Origin of the sequence: Olleya sp. HaHaR_3_96, assembly GCF_019278545.1 — a bacterium.
Lineage (GTDB): Bacteria > Bacteroidota > Bacteroidia > Flavobacteriales > Flavobacteriaceae > Olleya.
In genome coordinates, this window is record NZ_CP058987.1 from 3,116,491 (window position 1) to 3,135,149 (window position 18,659).

Annotated in this window: 16 protein-coding genes; 8 read left to right on the plus strand and 8 right to left on the minus strand. The window is 33.4% G+C overall.

Features of this window, described 5'->3' with window-relative positions; translation table 11 throughout:
- Positions 1–12 precede the first annotated feature (12 nt).
- Together H0I26_RS13660 and H0I26_RS13665 are read left to right on the plus strand one after the other, a co-directional pair.
- Complete coding sequence (locus H0I26_RS13660) at positions 13–1,212, plus strand: alanine dehydrogenase (RefSeq protein ID WP_218699580.1); 1,200 nt, start codon at positions 13–15, stop codon at positions 1,210–1,212.
- 22 nt (positions 1,213–1,234) lie between these two features.
- Positions 1,235–1,618 (plus strand): DUF4258 domain-containing protein, encoded by a 384-nt coding sequence (locus tag H0I26_RS13665; protein ID WP_218699581.1) that lies wholly within the window; start codon positions 1,235–1,237, stop codon positions 1,616–1,618.
- A gap of 94 nt (positions 1,619–1,712) precedes the next feature.
- Here the strand turns inward: H0I26_RS13665 and H0I26_RS13670 are convergent, their stop codons facing one another.
- Entirely contained in the window at positions 1,713–2,927 is a 1,215-nt protein-coding gene (locus tag H0I26_RS13670; protein WP_411268232.1) for a proline dehydrogenase family protein, read from the minus strand.
- Between the two features lie 56 nt (positions 2,928–2,983).
- Here H0I26_RS13670 and aroB point away from each other — a divergent pair, with 56 nt between their 5' ends.
- Both aroB and H0I26_RS13680 read left to right on the plus strand, forming a co-directional pair.
- Complete coding sequence (aroB, locus tag H0I26_RS13675; RefSeq protein WP_218699582.1) at positions 2,984–4,048, plus strand: 3-dehydroquinate synthase; 1,065 nt, start codon at positions 2,984–2,986, stop codon at positions 4,046–4,048.
- Positions 4,049–4,134: 86 nt separating this feature from the next.
- A complete protein-coding gene (locus H0I26_RS13680) occupies positions 4,135–4,449 on the plus strand; it encodes a hypothetical protein (RefSeq protein WP_218699583.1) in 315 nt (104 codons plus the stop codon).
- 9 nt (positions 4,450–4,458) lie between these two features.
- Here the strand turns inward: H0I26_RS13680 and H0I26_RS13685 are convergent, their stop codons facing one another.
- From H0I26_RS13685 to H0I26_RS13695, 3 genes are all read right to left on the minus strand, one after another.
- A complete protein-coding gene (locus H0I26_RS13685; protein ID WP_218699584.1) occupies positions 4,459–4,977 on the minus strand; it encodes a DinB family protein in 519 nt (172 codons plus the stop codon).
- Between the two features lie 81 nt (positions 4,978–5,058).
- Positions 5,059–5,538, minus strand: a complete 480-nt coding sequence (locus tag H0I26_RS13690) for an Lrp/AsnC family transcriptional regulator (protein ID WP_101203462.1) — start codon at positions 5,536–5,538, stop codon at positions 5,059–5,061.
- A 74-nt stretch (positions 5,539–5,612) separates the two neighbouring features.
- Positions 5,613–6,749 (minus strand): M14 family zinc carboxypeptidase, encoded by a 1,137-nt coding sequence (locus tag H0I26_RS13695; RefSeq protein ID WP_218699585.1) that lies wholly within the window; start codon positions 6,747–6,749, stop codon positions 5,613–5,615.
- Between the two features lie 314 nt (positions 6,750–7,063).
- Here H0I26_RS13695 and H0I26_RS13700 point away from each other — a divergent pair, with 314 nt between their 5' ends.
- The 3 genes from H0I26_RS13700 to H0I26_RS13710 all read left to right on the plus strand — a co-directional run bounded on the left by H0I26_RS13700 (position 7,064) and on the right by H0I26_RS13710 (position 9,044).
- Positions 7,064–7,501 (plus strand): helix-turn-helix domain-containing protein, encoded by a 438-nt coding sequence (locus H0I26_RS13700; protein ID WP_218699586.1) that lies wholly within the window; start codon positions 7,064–7,066, stop codon positions 7,499–7,501.
- Positions 7,502–7,880: 379 nt separating this feature from the next.
- Complete coding sequence (locus tag H0I26_RS13705) at positions 7,881–8,255, plus strand: DNA topoisomerase IV (protein WP_218699587.1); 375 nt, start codon at positions 7,881–7,883, stop codon at positions 8,253–8,255.
- A 3-nt stretch (positions 8,256–8,258) separates the two neighbouring features.
- The gene (locus H0I26_RS13710) at positions 8,259–9,044 is read left to right on the plus strand and encodes a TerC family protein (protein ID WP_218699588.1); all 786 of its coding nucleotides are present in this window, start codon (positions 8,259–8,261) and stop codon (positions 9,042–9,044) included.
- A gap of 73 nt (positions 9,045–9,117) precedes the next feature.
- Here H0I26_RS13710 and H0I26_RS13715 read toward each other — a convergent pair whose 3' ends face one another.
- The 4 genes from H0I26_RS13715 to ychF form a co-directional block, all read right to left on the minus strand.
- The gene (locus H0I26_RS13715; RefSeq protein WP_218699589.1) at positions 9,118–11,874 is read right to left on the minus strand and encodes a DNA gyrase/topoisomerase IV subunit A; all 2,757 of its coding nucleotides are present in this window, start codon (positions 11,872–11,874) and stop codon (positions 9,118–9,120) included.
- Complete coding sequence (locus tag H0I26_RS13720; protein ID WP_101018748.1) at positions 11,875–13,734, minus strand: DNA topoisomerase IV subunit B; 1,860 nt, start codon at positions 13,732–13,734, stop codon at positions 11,875–11,877.
- A 96-nt stretch (positions 13,735–13,830) separates the two neighbouring features.
- Positions 13,831–14,247, minus strand: a complete 417-nt coding sequence (locus H0I26_RS13725; protein WP_317618195.1) for an SRPBCC family protein — start codon at positions 14,245–14,247, stop codon at positions 13,831–13,833.
- Positions 14,248–14,434: 187 nt separating this feature from the next.
- Complete coding sequence (ychF, locus tag H0I26_RS13730; RefSeq protein ID WP_218699591.1) at positions 14,435–15,529, minus strand: redox-regulated ATPase YchF; 1,095 nt, start codon at positions 15,527–15,529, stop codon at positions 14,435–14,437.
- A gap of 228 nt (positions 15,530–15,757) precedes the next feature.
- Between ychF and H0I26_RS13735 the strand changes: the two genes are divergently transcribed.
- Positions 15,758–18,646, plus strand: coding sequence for a TonB-dependent receptor (locus H0I26_RS13735; RefSeq protein ID WP_218699592.1), 2,889 nt, complete (start codon positions 15,758–15,760; stop codon positions 18,644–18,646).
- Positions 18,647–18,659: the final 13 nt, after the last annotated feature.

Sequence of the window (18,659 nt, forward strand, 5' to 3'; positions counted from 1 at the left end):
ACTAAATTAACTATGTCTAAACCACTCTCTCCTTTTTCAAAAGAAGAACTATTACCACAAGAAGAAACCTTAGAGATTTTTAAACATAAAAGCAATCTATTTATAGGAATACCTAAAGAAACTGCTTTTCAGGAAAAGCGCGTGTGCTTGACTCCCGATGCGGTATCAGCCATTGTCAATAATGGTCATCGTGTATTAATAGAATCTAATGCAGGAAGTGGTGCTAACTTTAGTGACAAAGATTATAGCGAAGCTGGAGCCGAAGTCACAAAAGATACAGCAAAAGTATATGCTTGTCCCATGATTTTAAAAGTAGAACCTCCTACTCTAGACGAATTGGAAATGATAAAACCGCAGACCACTATAATATCTGCGCTTCAAATAAAGACACAAACTAAAACTTATTTTGAAAAATTAGCCTCTAAACGTATTACCGCTTTAGCTTTTGAGTTTATACGTGATGAAGATGGTGCTTATCCTGCCGTCCGTGCTTTAAGTGAAATTGCAGGAACGGCTTCTGTTTTAATTGCTGCAGAATTACTTAGCAACTCGAGTAATGGTAATGGCTTAATGTTTGGTAATATTAGCGGTGTACCTCCTGTAGAAGTTGTTATACTTGGTGCTGGAACGGTGGGCGAATTTGCTGCAAGAAGTGCCATTGGTCTAGGAGCCAACATAAAGGTTTTTGACAACTCTATTACTAAACTACGCTGCTTACAAGCTAATTTAGGTCGTACAATTTACACATCAACTATTCAACCAAAATACCTAAGTAAAGCATTAAAGCGTTGCGATGTGGTTATTGGAGCTGTTAGCGGAAAAGACAGAGCTCCAATTATCGTAACAGAAACCATGGTAGAAAACATGAAAAAAGGTGCTGTTATTGTAGATGTTAGTATTGATACCGGAGGGTGTTTTGAGACTAGCGAAGTTACAACACACGACAAGCCAACCTATCGCAAAAATGGGGTAATACATTATTGTGTCCCAAATATATCGGCTAGATATTCCAGAACAGCGTCAGCCTCTATAAGTAACATCTTCACACCCTATTTGCTAAAAATAGCAGACGACGGAGGCTTAGAACACGCTATCCGATTTGATAAAGGATTAAAAAACGGATTGTATTATTATCACGGTATTTTAACTAATCGTGCAGTTGGAGAATGGTTTGATATAAAATATAGTGATATTAACCTATTAATATTCTAAATTTGCAATTCAATTATTTAGAATGAAAATATTACACAGATTTGGTTATTATTTTGGTGGTTTTGCAATAGGACTAGTCATACTTGCTTTTTTCTTAAATGGAAGAGGTGTGTCTTGCGAATATAATTATGGTCCAGAAGCAAGAGTCCTAAAAAACATAAGAACAAAAACCCTTCAATTTTCTGCAAAAAGCACATCAACAATAACTTCTAAAGCTATTGATACAGCAGCTATAAGCTATATCCTGAAAAAAGGAGATGTTGATTTTTCAAAAAGTGAACCTAGAAAAGAACCTTGCGGACTCTACTATATCTATGGAGAAACAAAAGACAACAAACATTTAGAATTATATATTGAAAATTGCGATAGCATTGCCACATTGCAAACGATCAATCTTTTAAATTAAATCTTAAAATAATAAAAAGAGGGGTTTGATTTTTATAAAAATCAAACCCCTCTTTTGTTGTAACACCGTGTTCAAAAACACACTACCTTTCTTACTATTTGCGCTTTCGTCTTTTACGCTCTGCTTTCAACAAAGTTAACTCACGTCCAGTTTGACCAGCAACAGAGGTGTTTTCTTCGGCACGTCTTATTAAATAAGGCATCACATCTTTAACAGGACCAAATGGCAAATACTTAGCAACATTATAGCCTTCGGCTGCTAAATTAAAACTAATATGATCACTCATCCCATATAACTGCCCAAACCACACACGATTATCCTTTTTATCAATACCTAATTTTTCCATTAACTGTAAAGCCAAGAAAGAACTTTCTTCGTTATGGGTTCCTATAAAAATCGAAATCGTAGTTAAATGATCTAATATATATAACAAACAATCATTAAAATTCTGATCTGTAGTGGCTTTATCTTTACAAATTGGTGAAGCATAGCCTTTTTCCTCAGCACGTACACGCTCTTTTTCCATGTAAGCACCTCTAACAATCTTATAACCTAATGTGTATCCTCCAGATTTAGCACGTTCATGAGAGGCCTTTAAAAAAGCCAATCTATCATGTCTATAAGTTTGTAATGTATTATACACGATAGGCTTATCTGTATTATATAATTTCATCATATCTTCAGCCAAATCATCTGCAGCATCCTGCATCCAGCTTTCTTCACCATCAATTAACACTTCAACATCTCTTGCTTTCGCTAATTTGCATATCGCATCATAACGCCCAACAATCCTACACCACTCTTGCTCCTCTTCTTCCGTAAAGGTTTTGCCTTCTCCTTTTTTCTGAAATAAGAAAATACGTCCTAAACCTGTTGGTTTAAAAACAACGATAGGCATCGCTTCTTTCTCGTCACTAAACTCGACAAGTTTCATTATCTTTTCTTTAGCAGAATCAAATTGATTTTCGATCGCTTTCCCTTCTACTGAATAATCTAAAACAGAACACACACCAGCAGTATACATCTTATCAATAACTGATAAGCAATCGTCTTCATTTACCCCGCCACAAAAATGATCAAAAACAGTCGCTCTAATCAATCCCTCTACAGGCAAATGTGCTTTTAAAGCAAAATTAGTTGCTGCTGTACCTATTCTAACCAAAGGTTGATGAGATATCATTTTAAACAAAAAGTAAGCACGTTCTAGCTCTGAATCGCTTTTTAATCTAAACGCAACTTCAGTATTTTCAAAAAGGGTGTCTTGTACCATAGTATATATTAAATTAGACAAAACAAATATACTACTCATTACCATTATTTTTTAAAAAAACTATTAATTTTACGCTTTAACACTTTTACATATTTATGACTCCTATTCAGACGCAAGATTATAGTATTCAATTTAATTCAGATTGTAGCACCGCTTTAAACGCTTATATTAAAGAACAGTCGTTTTCTAATATATTTATTTTAGTAGACAGCAACACTTATAGTCATTGTTTACCTAAGTTTTTAGAGCAATTAGAAACTAGCTTAACGATTGAAATTATTGAAATTGAAGCAGGAGAACATCATAAAAACATAGAAACATGTTTAGGGGTTTGGCAAACATTATCCGATTTAAGAGCTGATCGAAAATCACTAATGATTAATTTAGGTGGTGGCGTTGTCACAGACTTAGGAGGCTTTGTTGCTTGCACTTACCAAAGAGGTATTAAATTTATTAATATTCCTACCACGCTTTTGTCTATGGTTGACGCTTCTATAGGCGGGAAAAACGGTGTCGATCTAGGTAGTATAAAAAACCAAATTGGAATCATTAAAACGCCTAATATGGTTTTAATAGACACAGACTATTTGAATACTTTATCAAGTCGGGAGATGCGTTCTGGATTAGCCGAAATGCTTAAACATGGTTTAATTCACAACGAATTGTATTATAATAAGTTATCAGGATTATCTAATCTAACACTTGAAGACTTAGATCAATTAATATACGACTCTGTTTTAATTAAAAAAGACATTGTAGAGCAAGATCCTACAGAACAAAATTTACGAAAAACACTTAACTTTGGGCACACGCTAGGACACGCCATAGAATCCTTTTATTTAAACCATGAAACTAAAGCTTTATTACACGGAGAAGCTATTGCGATCGGAATGATATTAGAAACTTACCTATCCACAGCACTTCTTGGCTTCCCATTAGAAAAGGCTCTAAAAATTAAAGAAAACACAATAAAGGTATATGGGAAAGTTGCTATCCCAAAAGCAGACTTAGCACCTATCATGGACCTTATGAGATTTGATAAAAAGAACGAAAAAGGAACTATTAACTTTGTCTTATTAGAAACTATAGGAAAAGCAAAAACTAACTGCGTAGCGCCTAACGAATTGATAATCAATTCTTTTGATTTTTATAACGAATAATACTTTTGCATCTAAAAATTTTGTAATTTTAAGTAATTGCTAAGTTTCAGAACTATTCAAACCAGTTTAATTTAAAACATATTGGTATGCGAAAAGTTATTATAGATTACAAAAAATTAACCCCTGAGGTACTCAACTTGCTAACAAACAAGTTTCCAGACGGGTATGGAGATAAAGATATTATTGTCTTTGACAATCATAACAACGAAACCATAGAGGCTATTGAGGTCAAGACAACTGACGTCACCTACCTAGTCAAAGTTAGTAGTAAATTACACTACACCCTGACTAATTTTGACGAAAATATTGAATCAGAAACTAATAGTCAAGGCCATATTGTGATTGATTTTGAGGAGGCGCCATTAGACAGCACACTCCTCTTGTCTGATGAAGAAGAATAACTATAACACCTATTCCAAATAACGCTCTTTAATTACGTTTATATGGTGCTTCTCATGCCCAATAATCAAAAACCCTAGCGCCCTAACTGAAACTTCTCCAGAACCAGCCATACCCTTGCGCAGTAAATCTGCATCAGAAAAACTTTTAAAAAGACTAATAGACGCCGCCCTAACAGAAGCATACTCTTCCAGCAACTCTTCAATAGCTCTATTAGACGCATTAGAAGCCTCTACGTAATCATTCTCATCAAAACCAGCTACCGGTGTCTTATCCTGTCTAGCAAAACGTAACGCTCTATAACAAAAAATACGTTCGGTATCAATTAAATGACTAATAATCTCCTTTATAGTCCACTTACCCTCCGCATATCTATAGACTAATTTATCCTCAGATACCGTCAAATAAAAGTCATAAGCCTTTTTAAACTCAGACTTAAGACCAGGAAGCAACTCCACACCTTTAGCGCGATCTATATACCCTTTAAAATAAGGTAAAAACTCATTTTGTTCTAAATCTAAAATAGTCATGTTCTAAAAATTTAAATAAAAGTAACAAAAAACGCTTCAAAATTTGAAGCGTTTTTTTAATATTTTGCAAGTTTTAACAAACTATAAATCGTTAAAAATACTATGCATTAATCGTTTCTTATCATTAATGCTCTCTTCTAAAGATATCATCGTTTCAGTTCTATACACACTTTCGATGTCATCTAACATAAAAATAACATCCTTTGCATGCTCTGTATTACGAGCTCTAATTTTACAGAAGATATTAAATTTCCCTGTAGTTACATGAGCTACGGTAACATATGGTATTTCTGCAATACGCTCTAGAACAAATGATGTTTTAGAGGTGTTTTGAAGAAAAACACCAACGTAAGCTATAAATGAATATCCTAATTTTTTGTAATCCAATGTTAAAGAAGACCCTTTAATAATCCCCGCATCTTCCATTTTTTTCACTCTAACATGAACAGTCCCTGCAGATATCAATAGTTTTTTAGCTATATCTGTAAAAGGCACTCTTGTGTTCTCTATCAACATATCAAGAATCTGATGATCTATTTCGTCTAATTTAAATTTTGCCATTTTTGTGTTTTTAATAAATAATACGCAAAATTAAAACATTTTCAATGAATTTAATATCTCAAAATTAGATAATTTTAAAGATTTAATGATAATTTCACATTATCAATAGTTACGAAATCGATTTCGTAACCCACGGTTACTGGCTGTTTATTTGTCGTAAAAACCTTACTATTATTAGCAATCAGCTCTTTATGACCATAAAAATCTGATAAATCTGCAACAGCAACTACTTTAGGTCTGAATTCAAGCTGTTTACCTACCAAAACCTCTTCATAATTAACACCAATATCAAATATTTGATCATCAAGTAGCGCTTTTCTTATTATTATATCATAAAAAAGCTTTCCGTTTTCAGGAATATCAAAATAATTAACATAATTAGCCCCTGTAATTTTAGTATTTACAATAACATCTAACCCTGCAATTAAAGCCTTATAAACAAAACACCTCACCTCTTCCCTATTATAATCGTCTTTATAATGTCCTGCTTCAAACAGGACCGTTGGTGTCTCTAAAAAATGAAACGTATCTCCAACACAGTTTATATTAAAACCATCATCATAACGTCCTATTTGACCAGGTAAGTCCCTTTGAAGACTATTGTTTATAGCATTAATAACATCCATAGCTTGTTTTCTAGCCATAGTCAAACTTCGCTGCTTATCCGCCGAAGGCGATAAAAAAGACAGTGTTGCTACATTATTAGTCTGCCCAGCACTAAACAAAGTACGTTGCCCATGCAGATTAAAACAGAAATCAGGCTTAAAAGCATCGTAACAATCACGAAGCACCTTGCTTTCTGGTTGTGATAAATCTTGAGCATCCCTATTTAAATCAACCTGATTAGCATTTAACCTAGTATACGCTTCACAACCATCAGGATTAAGCATTGGTATGATAACAATAGTACACGCTTGTAAGATAAACGTTAAACACGCATCCTTAAAGCTGTTTAATAAATCAAAGACAGCCTTAGTTGTTGTGGATTCATTTCCGTGCATTTGAGACCACATCAAAATTTTTAATTCCCCAGAACCAATTGTAATAGATTGTATAGGCCTACCTAAAACCGAAGACCCCAAACTATCAATTTTATATTCCGAAGGTAATTTAGCAAGTAAAGGAACTAAGTCGTCTAGTCTTATATAACGTCCTGACAACGCCTCCTCTTTATACGTTTCAAATAAGTTGTTTACTAATGTATAATCCATGTGTGTTTTATTTCGTTTACAAATGTAACCAAATAGTTATTTACAATTGTAAACATTATTATTTACAATTGTAATTTACTTCTGTAAACAACTAAATTCAATTCTAGGTAAATAAACACATCCTAGATACTTGTTTTTTATGTACTTGTAATATGTTTACATAAAATGCTTTATTTCAGTCTTTTATATAGTTGAAGTTAAAGCGAAACTATAATCATATTACCCGATACATAAGGACTATATAGTGTATAGTTTTGTGAATTTTACAATTGTAACATGATATATTTGTTATAATTGTTTACATTTGTATCACTATGATAAATACAGCTGAATTCTCTAAAAGACTACAAACAATCATCGATTACTACAGTGAAAGCGCGTCTTCTTTTGCTGAAAAAATAGGTGTTCAACGCTCTAGCATTTCACATATATTATCTGGTAGAAATAAGCCTAGTTTAGAATTTGTAATGAAGGTTCTCTCTTTTTTTCCGGAAGTAGAATTGTATTGGTTGATGAATGGAAAAGGAGAATTTCCAAAAATTGAAATACAAAATGACGTAAAACAAGTTGCTCCTATTTCAAAAAATGAAGACCAAAACTTATTTTCAAATTCAGAAAAAACAGAATCTTCTAATACGCCTAATTCTGAATTAGTAAAAAATATAAGTCGAAATTCTTCCGATGGAAAAATTATTGAACGCATCGTCATTTTTTATTCCGACGGTAGTTTTTCAAATTATGACAATTCGTAATAAAATACCAAAAAGCATATTGCCTCTTTTTTGAAAAATTAATTAAGTACAAACTTTCAAAAAATGACCAAAACTAAAATTTGTGCTTTTTTTTTGCTATAAACTCTTTTTCCGAAACGAAAAACAAAATTTTAAAAATCCTATAAAAATCTATTTTTTTTTCGAAATTTTATTTTTAAAAATAATTTGAGATCAAAAAACACGCTAAATTTAAAATCTTAAACAACATTCCTTTTTTTTGATTGAAATTAGAATTTTTCAAATTTTTACGAATTCGTAGTCTGGTCCATAATTTTTTCAAATACGCGAATTATAGAAAGCTTGGAATTTTAGAATTTTAAACAAACATTTGATTAATTTTGTAGTAAACCTTTTTCTGATGAAATTAAAATTTTTATACCTATTACTATTAACTATTTTTTTTAACTGTTATACTGTCGAGCGTAAATGCAAAGACTTTAAAACGGGACGATTTTATAGTGAAGTAAAAGTGGGCGACAAAATATACAAATCCACTTTTACAAGAACTGAAAACTTACAGGTCGAAATTTACGATGGTAAAACGGATAGCTCGCAAGTCAGATGGGTTAATGATTGTGAAGTTATTTACAAAACCGTTAACCCCAAAAATATGGCTGAACGTAAAGATGTTCATTTAAAAATATTAACGACAACCGATTCGTCTTATACTTTTGAATATTCTTATGTTGGAGACATTAATAAACAAAAAGGAATTGCCTACAAAAAAGATTAAATTATGTTAGATTTTTTCACTTCCAGCGACGCTATTTTCGCATTAATCACATTAACTTTCTTAGAAATAATTTTAGGAATAGACAATATCGTATTCATATCTATTGCTGCCAATAAACTTCCGGAAGAACAACGCTCCAAAGTAACCAACATTGGATTATTATTAGCGATGGTCCAACGTATTATTCTATTGTTTTTTGTGTCCTTTCTAGTTGGTCTTTCCGAACCTTTTTACACGTTAGAGTTTAGCTGGCTTCATTTAGAAATTAGTTGGCAAGCCCTTATTCTATTTTTTGGTGGTTTATTTTTAATATACAAATCTACCTCTGAAATTAGAGAAAAAGTAGAAACGCCAACACATGATGAAGACGAAATAAAAGGAAAGGTTATAAAATCGTTTCAACAAGCTATAGTGCAGATATTAATCCTAGACTTCATCTTCTCTATAGACTCTATTTTAACAGCTGTAGGAATGACTAATGGTTTATCAGAACACCATAACTATAACTTAATATTAATGATCATAGCTGTTGTTATTTCAATAACTATCATGATTGCCTTTGCGAATAAGATTAGACTATTTATAGACAGCAACCCCAGTATACAAATACTAGGCTTATCCTTTTTAATTTTAATTGGATTTATGCTAATTACTGAAGCAGCACACTTATCACACACTACCTTTTTTGGAAACACTGTCGGCGCAATACCGAAGGGGTATTTGTATTTTGCAATTGCCTTCTCCTTACTTGTAGAGTTTCTTAATCAAAAAGTAAGCAAAAAGAAATAAAGTAAAAACTGAAGAAGAATAAAAAAAAAGACCATCTAAACAGATGGTCTTTTTTTTATCTCAAATAACTTATTTAAAATAATGTTGGCTGGCCATTATCATCTAATTCTAAATCACCTGAATCCGTTTCTTTTTTATCTGACTTAGGTTTTTCTTCCTTAGCCTTAGACTTAGACTTAACTTCAGGTTCTGTTTCTGACTTAGGCTTATCCTCTGTTTTTTGTTTTTCAGAAACAACTTCTTCCTCAACAACCTCTACTTCCTCTGCAGGAATTTCTTCCGGAGCTTCATAGGGGATGGACTCTAAAAGGTTAATGGCATTCACCTTATCTTTAGTTAATTGATTTCCTAAAGCAGTAATTCCTTTAATAGAAATAAATTCTTCTAAATTAACTTCTTCATTTTCTTTTCTATCTTTCCCTCTTTCCTTTGCGAAAACAATTTCAGCCACCGGCTTCCAATCTGTAGATACAATTTCTAATTGCGACTTCTCATGTTCCGTTATAAACGACTCTTCTTTATTTTCATTTTCAATAATAAAACGCTTTACATAATAACGCTCTTTTTCGCCATCAAAATAAATAGCCGAAATAGGTTTTTTGGGCACCCATTTTTCCATAACAATCATATCGTTATCAAAATGCAAGGTTACTTCCGGAGTCACTGTTTTTACAATTCCTTTTTGATTTATAATTAACAACTTATCCTCTCCTCTAAACTCTCCAACCAATTCTCCTCTACCATCCACATTTAATCTCTGAACAGTATCATCAAACCAAATTTTACGTGGCTTTAATGTAGAGATTCCTTTTTCCTTAAGCTCGACCGTTTTTATTGCATGCTTTGTTACCACATTACCTTTAGACGCTCTACCCTTAATCAAAATATCAGCAAAATCTAAATCCCACTTTAGCTTTTTAACACTACCAACTTGTCTCAAACTAATAGCAACAACTTCTGCTTCTCCATTTGGATTTGCCGAAAAATACAAAGTTTTAGAGCTTTTATTACCGGTAGTTAAATCGTAATCTTTATCTCTAGTTATAGAAGTTACCGCAAAACGTTTGACATAAGACGGTCCTTTTGCCCCATCACGATAAATCATATTATATATAGTACGCTTATCCTTTTTCTTAAACACAGCCACATGGATAATATTTTTACCTATAAAGGTTTTACTATCAACCTTAGTGACCATCATTTTACCTTCAGCAGTAAATGCAATAATATCATCAATATCACTACAATCACCAATATACTCATCACGTTTTAAAGACGTACCGATAAATCCTTCTTCTCTATTTACATAAAGTTTAGTATTTCTAATAACAACTTTAGTCGCATCGACATCTTCAAACGCTCGCAATTCTGTTTTACGCTCACGTCCTGTTCCATACTCCTTATTCAATCTCACAAAATAAGCAATAGCATACTCAATTAAATGTGCTAAATGATGTTTTACTTCTGCAATACTCTCATCAAGTGCATCAATTTTTTGTTGTGCTTTGTCGATATCAAATTTAGAAATACGTTTAATTCTAATTTCTGTTAAACGCGTAATATCTTCTTCAGTAACCGCGCGTTTTAAATGTTTTATATGCGGTTGCAGTCCTTTATCAATAGCTTTAATAACACCTTCCCAAGTTTCTTCCTCTTCTATATCGCGATAGATACGATTTTCAATAAAAATACGCTCTAAACTAGCAAAGTGCCACTGTTCTTCAAACTCACCTAACTTGATTTCAAGTTCTTGTTTTAATAAATCAACCGTGTTATCTGTACTACGACGCAACATTTCTGTCACCCCAACAAATAGCGGTTTATTATCTTCAATAACACAACCTAATGGCGAAATTGAACTCTCACATGCTGTAAAAGCATACAAAGCATCAATCGTTTTGTCCGGTGACAATCCTGCTGGTAAATGAATCAAAATCTCTACCGTAGCAGCTGTATTATCTTCAATTTTCTTTATTTTAATCTTCCCTTTATCGTTCGCTTTTAATATCGAATCAATTAACGATGTGGTCGTGGTACCGAAAGGCAACTCATTAACCACTAAGGTATTTTTATCTAATTGACTAATCTTAGCACGACAGCGTATTTTACCCCCACGAAGTCCATCATTATACTGACTACAATCTGCAATACCTCCTGTCGGAAAATCTGGTAATATTGTAAAACGCTTCCCTTGTAAATGTTTTACAGACGCATCAATAAGCTCGATAAAATTATGAGGTAATATTTTTGTGGATAATCCTACCGCAATCCCCTCTCCTCCTTGCGCTAGCAATAAAGGAAACATTACTGGTAAATTTGTAGGCTCCTTACGACGACCATCATAAGACGATTGCCATTTTGTAATTTTAGGATTAAAAACAACATCCAATCCAAATTTGGAAATTCTGGCTTCGATATATCTTGCTGCTGCCGCACGATCTCCTGTTAGTATATTCCCCCAGTTTCCCTGAGTATCTATCAGTAAATCTTTTTGTCCAATCTGCACCATAGCATCCGCAATACTAGCATCTCCGTGTGGGTGATACTGCATGGTGTGCCCAACAATATTGGCCACTTTATTATATCGACCATCATCCAAATCCTTCATGGAATGCATGATACGGCGTTGCACAGGTTTAAAACCATCTTCAATAGCTGGTACTGCACGTTCTAATATTACATAGGAGGCGTAATCTAAGAACCATTCCTTATACATTCCAGTAATTCTGGTAATGGTTTCTTGAGGTTCTTGGGGTTCTTGATGCTCTAAATTGTCTTGGTTATCGTTAACTAAGTCGTCGTTGGCTAGGTCGTCGTTTTCTTCTATCATCTATTTATCCTCTTCGATTAAATCAAGTTCAACTTTTAGATTATCAATAATAAACTCTTGTCTTGTAGGTGTGTTTTTTCCCATGTAAAAGGATAGTAATTCTTCAATAGACATATTGTCGTCCAACATAATTGGATCTAATCGTATATCTTCTCCAATAAAATGCACAAATTCATCTGGACTAATTTCTCCCAAACCTTTAAATCGGGTAATCTCTGGTTTAGGTTTTAGCTTTTCGATAGCATCACGTCTTTCTTGATCACTATAACAGTAAATTGTTTCTTTTTTATTACGCACCCTAAACAATGGTGTTTGTAATATATATAAATGCCCTTCTTTTATAACTTCAGGAAAAAATTGTAAAAAGAAAGTAATTAACAACAACCTAATGTGCATCCCATCGACATCGGCATCCGTTGCTATTACGACATTATTATATCGTAAATCCTCTAAAGATTCTTCTATATTTAGTGCTGCTTGCAAGAGGTTAAACTCTTCGTTTTCGTACACAATTTTTTTAGTTAACCCATAACAATTTAAAGGCTTTCCTTTTAAACTAAAAACCGCTTGTGTATTTACATCTCGAGATTTAGTAATACTACCCGATGCCGAATCTCCCTCCGTTATAAACAGCGTACTTTCTAAGTTGCGTTCGTTTTTAATATCACCAAAATGCACACGACAATCGCGTAGCTTTTTATTGTGTAAACTCGCTTTTTTAGCGCGGTCTTTGGCTAATTTTCTAATGCCTGATAACTCTTTACGCTCACGTTCTGCCTGTAAAATTTTACGTTGGATTTTGTCCGCAGTATCAGGATTTTTATGTAAATAATTATCTAAGTAGGTTTTTAAAAAGTCGGTGATATAAGTACGCACCGTCGGAAGCTCGCCTCCCATATCTGTAGACCCTAATTTTGTTTTAGTCTGACTTTCAAAAATAGGCTCCATAACCTTAATGGCTACTGCACTTACTACAGACTTACGTATATCTGAGGCATCATATTGCTTACCAAAAAAATCACGAATTGTTTTTACGATCCCTTCTCTAAAGGCATTTAAGTGTGTTCCACCTTGTGTGGTATTCTGTCCGTTTACAAAACTATTATATTCTTCACTGTACTGCGTTTTACTATGTGTTAACGCTACTTCAATATCATCTCCACGAAGATGAATAATTGGATATAGTAAATCTGTTTCCGCTATTTTTTCAGCTAATAAATCTTTTAAACCATTTTCACTATAGTACTTCTCACCATTAAAAACAATGGTTAAACCTGGGTTTAAGTACACATAGTTTTTAAGCATTTTAACAATATACTCTGCTCTATACTTGTAGTTTTTAAATATAATTTCATCTGGGATAAAAGAAACCTTTGTTCCTTTACGACGTGTCGTTTCTTCTAAAAACTCTTCGTCCATTAAATTACCCTGAGCAAAATCTGCAGAAGCACTTTTTCCATCTCTAGAAGATTCTACTCTAAAATAAGAAGACAATGCATTTACCGCTTTTGTACCAACCCCGTTTAATCCTACTGATTTTTTAAAGGCTTTAGAATCGTACTTACCACCGGTATTCATTTTAGACACAACATCTACGACTTTACCTAACGGAATACCACGTCCATAATCACGAACAATAACTTTACTCCCTTGGATAGAAATCTCAATATTTTTTCCAGCACCCATAACAAACTCATCAATAGAGTTGTCCAATACCTCTTTTAGTAGAATGTATATACCATCATCTGGAGACGATCCATCACCAAGTTTACCAATATACATTCCTGGACGCATACGAATATGTTCTTTCCAGTCTAATGATCGTATATTGTCTTCGGTATATTTAGTTTGTTCTGACATAAAATTTAGGTGCGATTTGAGATACGTTGCTAATATAATATAACCCTTTAAAAAATGAAACCTTGAAGCGATAAAGTAATTAACAATAAATAGATATTATTGTTCAGAACGTTGATTTTTAACAGATTCTGCTTTATCCTTTAAATATTGATTTCTAGTTTTTAATAGTGTAGTCATGTATTTGTTTAAAAACAGATTATTTGCCAATCGGCCCAATACACCAAAAGGTGATTTAAACCAAAATTTATCCGTCATAATTGTTTTACCGTCTTCAAAAACAAAAATATGTTCGTGCTTAAAACTCTTAAAGGCTCCGGAGACCATTTCATCTACAAAATAGTGAGGCGCATTAAACACCGTTATTTTAGACGTTAACTTCTGTTTGATACCAAAATGAGAAGCTTCCCAGGTCACCCACTCATTTAATTCAATTACCCCTGAAGTCTTTCCTGCTATAGCTTTTTCGTTAGAATTCGCCATAGAATCCTTATGGAAATCTATATTTCTGGACAAATCAAAACAGGTTTTAATATCTGAATGTATTATTGTTTTTAGTTGGATTAGAGGCATAAAACAAAGGTAGTAAAATAAAAAAAGCGAGATGAAAATTCATCTCGCTTTACTTCATTTATATTTTATTTAAATCAAACCCTCCTTTTAATCTAATACTCAAGTCCTTTAATTTAAATAGTAATCTGATTTATACATTAAATAAGAAATGCATCACATCTCCATCTTTAACAACATAAGCTTTACCTTCTACTCTCATTTTTCCAGCTTCTTTCACTTTAGCTTCACTTCCAAATTCTACGTAATCATCATAACCAATAACTTCAGCACGAATAAATCCTTTTTCAAAATCCGTATGAATAACTCCTGCAGCCTGAGGTGCAGTAGCTCCTACATTTATAGTCCAAGCTCTCACTTCTTTTACACCTGCTGTAAAGTACGTTTGTTGATTTAATAATTTATAAGCAGAACGAATCAATTTAGCAGATCCAGGCTCTTCTAAACCTATATCAGACAAAAACATTTGACGTTCTTCATAATCATCCAACTCATTAATATCAGCCTCTGTACCTACAGCTAATACTAATACTTCTGCATTTTCGTCCTTAACAGCAGCTTTAACAAGGTCTACATAGGCATTTCCAGAAACAGCACTTTCTTCATCCACATTACACACATATAATACAGGTTTCCCTGTAATTAATTGCGCAGGATTAACAAATTCCTCTAAGTCTTCATCAGAAAATTCTAATGCTCTTACCGATAAACCAGCTTCTAAACCAGCTTTTAGTTTCAATAAAACGGCTTCTTCTTTTTGAGCCTCTTTATTTCCTGTTTTTGCAGCACGCTTAACTTTATCTAATTTTTTATCTACAGTCTCTAAATCTTTAAGTTGTAGCTCCATGTCGATAGTTTCCTTATCTCTAATAGGATCTACATTACCATCAACATGTATAATATTATCGTTATCAAAACAACGCAATACATGTAAAATAGCATCAGTTTCTCTAATGTTTCCTAAAAACTGATTTCCTAAACCTTCACCTTTACTTGCCCCTTTTACTAGCCCTGCAATATCAACAATCTCTACAGTTGCTGGTAAAACACGTTCTGGGTTAACTAAAGTTTCTAATTTTTCCAATCTAGGATCTGGCACATTTACCACACCTATATTAGGCTCAATAGTACAAAACGGAAAGTTTGCACTTTGCGCTTTTGCGTTAGATAAACAATTAAATAATGTTGACTTCCCAACGTTTGGCAATCCTACTATACCTGCTTTCATGTACAAAAAATTTATGATAATTTAAGGCTGCAAATATAGCACTATCTCGTCAACAAATAAGACCTTAATATATATTTAATTTTTTCACATTATAAACACAATATAACCAATTATCAGTACTATTTATTAAACAAATCACAGTTAAAAAGATAAAATACTAAAGATATAATATTGCTTTGTTAAAATTTTAACATATTTTAGTGTCTAATTAATTAAAACCTATCAAAAATGAAAAAACTAAAATTATTGTTTCTGCTACTTCTCTCAGTGGCTTTTGCAAACGCCCAAACCTATGTTACCGGAACTGTTACCGGCGATGATGGCTTTGGAATCCCTACTGTAAATGTTATAGAAAAAGGTACAAGTAATGGAACAACTACTGATTTTGACGGAAGATATTCGTTAGATGTTTCTGATGACGCCACGCTTGTTTTTAGCTACGTTGGCTATGACACTAAGGAAGTGTCTGTTAATGGTCAAAGCACCATAAATATCACTATGGCTAGTGGTGAAACTCTAGAAGAAGTTGTATTAGTAGGATCAAGAACCGCTCCTAGAAGTAATGTCAATAGCGCATTACCAATTGACGTTGTTGGTATAAAAGAATTAACCTCTACTGGTCAACCTACTTTTGACAAGGCATTACAGTATAGAATCCCTTCTTTTAATACGGTGCAAACACCTGTTAATGATGCCACTTCTTTATTAGATCCTTATGAAATTAGAAATATGGGTCCAAGTAGAACATTAATATTAATTAATGGAAAACGTAAAAACTTAAGTGCTTTATTATACACACAAACCTCTCCAGGTCGTGGAGAAACCGGTGCAGATATCTCTGCAATACCTACAGATGCTATTAAGCGTGTCGAAATTTTACGTGATGGTGCTTCTGCACAATATGGATCTGATGCGATTGCCGGTGTAATGAATATCATCTTAAAAGATAATACAAACTTTGGCTCTGCTACTTTAAGATCTGGTATTACTAGTGAAGGTGATGGCGAAATGGTTGGTATTTCTGTAAATAATGGATCAACTATAGGTGATGATAAAGGGTTCATCAACTATACAATCGATTTTTCTAAAACTAATTTAGCAAACCGACCTGGAACTGTTGATGGAGGAACCTCTAATCTTGGGGCAAATGGAGAGCCATTAGAAGGAGGTGAATATGCCGATTTTGTTTTTGTAGATCCAACTGATCCTGATAATTACGTTAACGGAGCTACCGCAGCTTCCATTACCGCAGATAACGCTGCTGGAGCAGCTCAAATTAACGAATATTTAAGTCGTAATCCTGATGCAGATAATATCAATGGTTCTCCTGAAAATGCGTCCTCAAAATTTTTAATCAATGGAGGTTTTGATGTTGCAGACAATACTGAACTATACTTTAACGCAGCCTATGTCTACAAAAAAGTTAATAGTTTTGCAAACAATAGAACACCGTACTGGAGGTCTGTTGAAGCTGACCCTTATTTAGCTGATTTTTTCCCTGGAGACAATCCTAATACTGCAGGAGGTTACGATGGTTACACTCCTACTTTTGAAGGTTTATTAAACGATTACAATGGTACCGTGGGTGTTAAAACAAAAATAAATGAATGGAATGTGGACCTAAGTTATACGACGGGTGGAAATACTCAAACGTATACGGTTAGCCAGTCTCACAACAGAAATGAAGTATTCTCTCCTAGTTATAATCCTGCTACTGGAGAATTTGAGCCTATTGAACTATACAGAGAAAATAGTCAACAATCTTTTGATCCAGGAGGAACAAAATTCACTCATAACGTTGGGAATATTGATATTTCAAGAGTATTATCTGACCAAGTAAGTGTTGGTTTTGGTGCTGAATTTAGAAATGAAACCTTTGAAGTCATCGAAGGAGAACTAGCCTCTTATGATGGTGGTGGTGCAGATTCTTTTTCAGGAAACAGCCCTGAGAACTCTGGTAAATTTAACCGTTACAATATTGGTGCTTACTTCTCTTTAGATTATGATGTATCTGATGCCTTTTTATTAAGTGGTACCGTTAGAACAGAAAATTATTCTGATTTCGGAAACACCTTTGTTTACAAATTTAGTACCCGTTATAAAATCACAGATAACCTAACTGCTAGAGCATCTATCTCTTCAGGATTTAGAGCACCAACATTACACCAAATCTATACTCAAAAAGCACAATATAGTTTTGTCGCTGGACAAGGAATCCAAGTTGGAGGTTTAATAAACAACGTATCCACACAAGCTAAATTATTAGGTATTCCAGAATTGGATGCTGAAACATCCAACAACTTTACCATTGGATTTGGTGGTAAACTAGCCAACAACTTAACATTTACTGTCGATTACTATAGTATTAATGTACAAGACAGAATTGTTTTAGGTTCTGAAATTTCAGGAACAGCTTTTGACGCTAACGGAAATAACATTGGTACAACTGCTTTAGATGACATCTTAAGAAATAACAATTTAAGTGATGTTAGTTTCTTTTCTAATGCTATAGACACTAAAACATCAGGTATCGACATCGTTTTAAGTAAGAAAAATATTGGAATAGGTGAAGGTGATTTAGATATTAACTTATCAGGTAACTATACCATTACAAACGAAAGAGATGGCGCGGTAAAGGATATTGCCTTAGTTGCCAACTCCGGACAATCTGTAATTAACGCTACACAAGAAGCCTTATTTTTTACTTCTAGACCAGAAACTAAATGGATTTTAGGTGCTAATTATGATATTGGAAAATTCGGATTTTCTTTAAATAATACTTATTTTGGTAAAACAACCTTCAAGCAACAAGGATTGAGCACTGATTTACGTACAGAGTTTATTCCTAAAATTGTTACCGATTTGGGGATTAACTTTAATGCTTCAGAAAAGTTAACGCTTTCTTTAAATGTCAATAACCTTTTAAATGTATTACCAGAATGGGAGTTTAAAGCAGAAAATGCTGCTGGAGACGCTATCCTTGCGGATGCTGCTGCAACTCAAAACCAATCTAACTTAATTACATTTAACCAACGTTATTCTCAAATGACTTATGATGGGTTCCATTTTAGTCAACTAGGAACGATGTTTAATTTATCAGTAAATTATAAATTCTAAGTAATTAAATAAT

What these genes read in the sequence shown, in the direction of transcription:
- H0I26_RS13660 (WP_218699580.1), top strand. Translation starts at nt 13, where the DNA reads ATGTCTAAACCACTCTCTCCTTTTTCAAAAGAAGAACTATTACCACAA.
- H0I26_RS13665 (WP_218699581.1), top strand. Translation starts at nt 1,235, where the DNA reads ATGAAAATATTACACAGATTTGGTTATTATTTTGGTGGTTTTGCAATA.
- H0I26_RS13670 (WP_411268232.1), bottom strand. Translation starts at nt 2,927, where the DNA reads ATGAGTAGTATATTTGTTTTGTCTAATTTAATATATACTATGGTACAA.
- aroB (WP_218699582.1), top strand. Translation starts at nt 2,984, where the DNA reads ATGACTCCTATTCAGACGCAAGATTATAGTATTCAATTTAATTCAGAT.
- H0I26_RS13680 (WP_218699583.1), top strand. Translation starts at nt 4,135, where the DNA reads ATGCGAAAAGTTATTATAGATTACAAAAAATTAACCCCTGAGGTACTC.
- H0I26_RS13685 (WP_218699584.1), bottom strand. Translation starts at nt 4,977, where the DNA reads ATGACTATTTTAGATTTAGAACAAAATGAGTTTTTACCTTATTTTAAA.
- H0I26_RS13690 (WP_101203462.1), bottom strand. Translation starts at nt 5,538, where the DNA reads ATGGCAAAATTTAAATTAGACGAAATAGATCATCAGATTCTTGATATG.
- H0I26_RS13695 (WP_218699585.1), bottom strand. Translation starts at nt 6,749, where the DNA reads ATGGATTATACATTAGTAAACAACTTATTTGAAACGTATAAAGAGGAG.
- H0I26_RS13700 (WP_218699586.1), top strand. Translation starts at nt 7,064, where the DNA reads ATGATAAATACAGCTGAATTCTCTAAAAGACTACAAACAATCATCGAT.
- H0I26_RS13705 (WP_218699587.1), top strand. Translation starts at nt 7,881, where the DNA reads ATGAAATTAAAATTTTTATACCTATTACTATTAACTATTTTTTTTAAC.
- H0I26_RS13710 (WP_218699588.1), top strand. Translation starts at nt 8,259, where the DNA reads ATGTTAGATTTTTTCACTTCCAGCGACGCTATTTTCGCATTAATCACA.
- H0I26_RS13715 (WP_218699589.1), bottom strand. Translation starts at nt 11,874, where the DNA reads ATGATAGAAGAAAACGACGACCTAGCCAACGACGACTTAGTTAACGAT.
- H0I26_RS13720 (WP_101018748.1), bottom strand. Translation starts at nt 13,734, where the DNA reads ATGTCAGAACAAACTAAATATACCGAAGACAATATACGATCATTAGAC.
- ychF (WP_218699591.1), bottom strand. Translation starts at nt 15,529, where the DNA reads ATGAAAGCAGGTATAGTAGGATTGCCAAACGTTGGGAAGTCAACATTA.
- H0I26_RS13735 (WP_218699592.1), top strand. Translation starts at nt 15,758, where the DNA reads ATGAAAAAACTAAAATTATTGTTTCTGCTACTTCTCTCAGTGGCTTTT.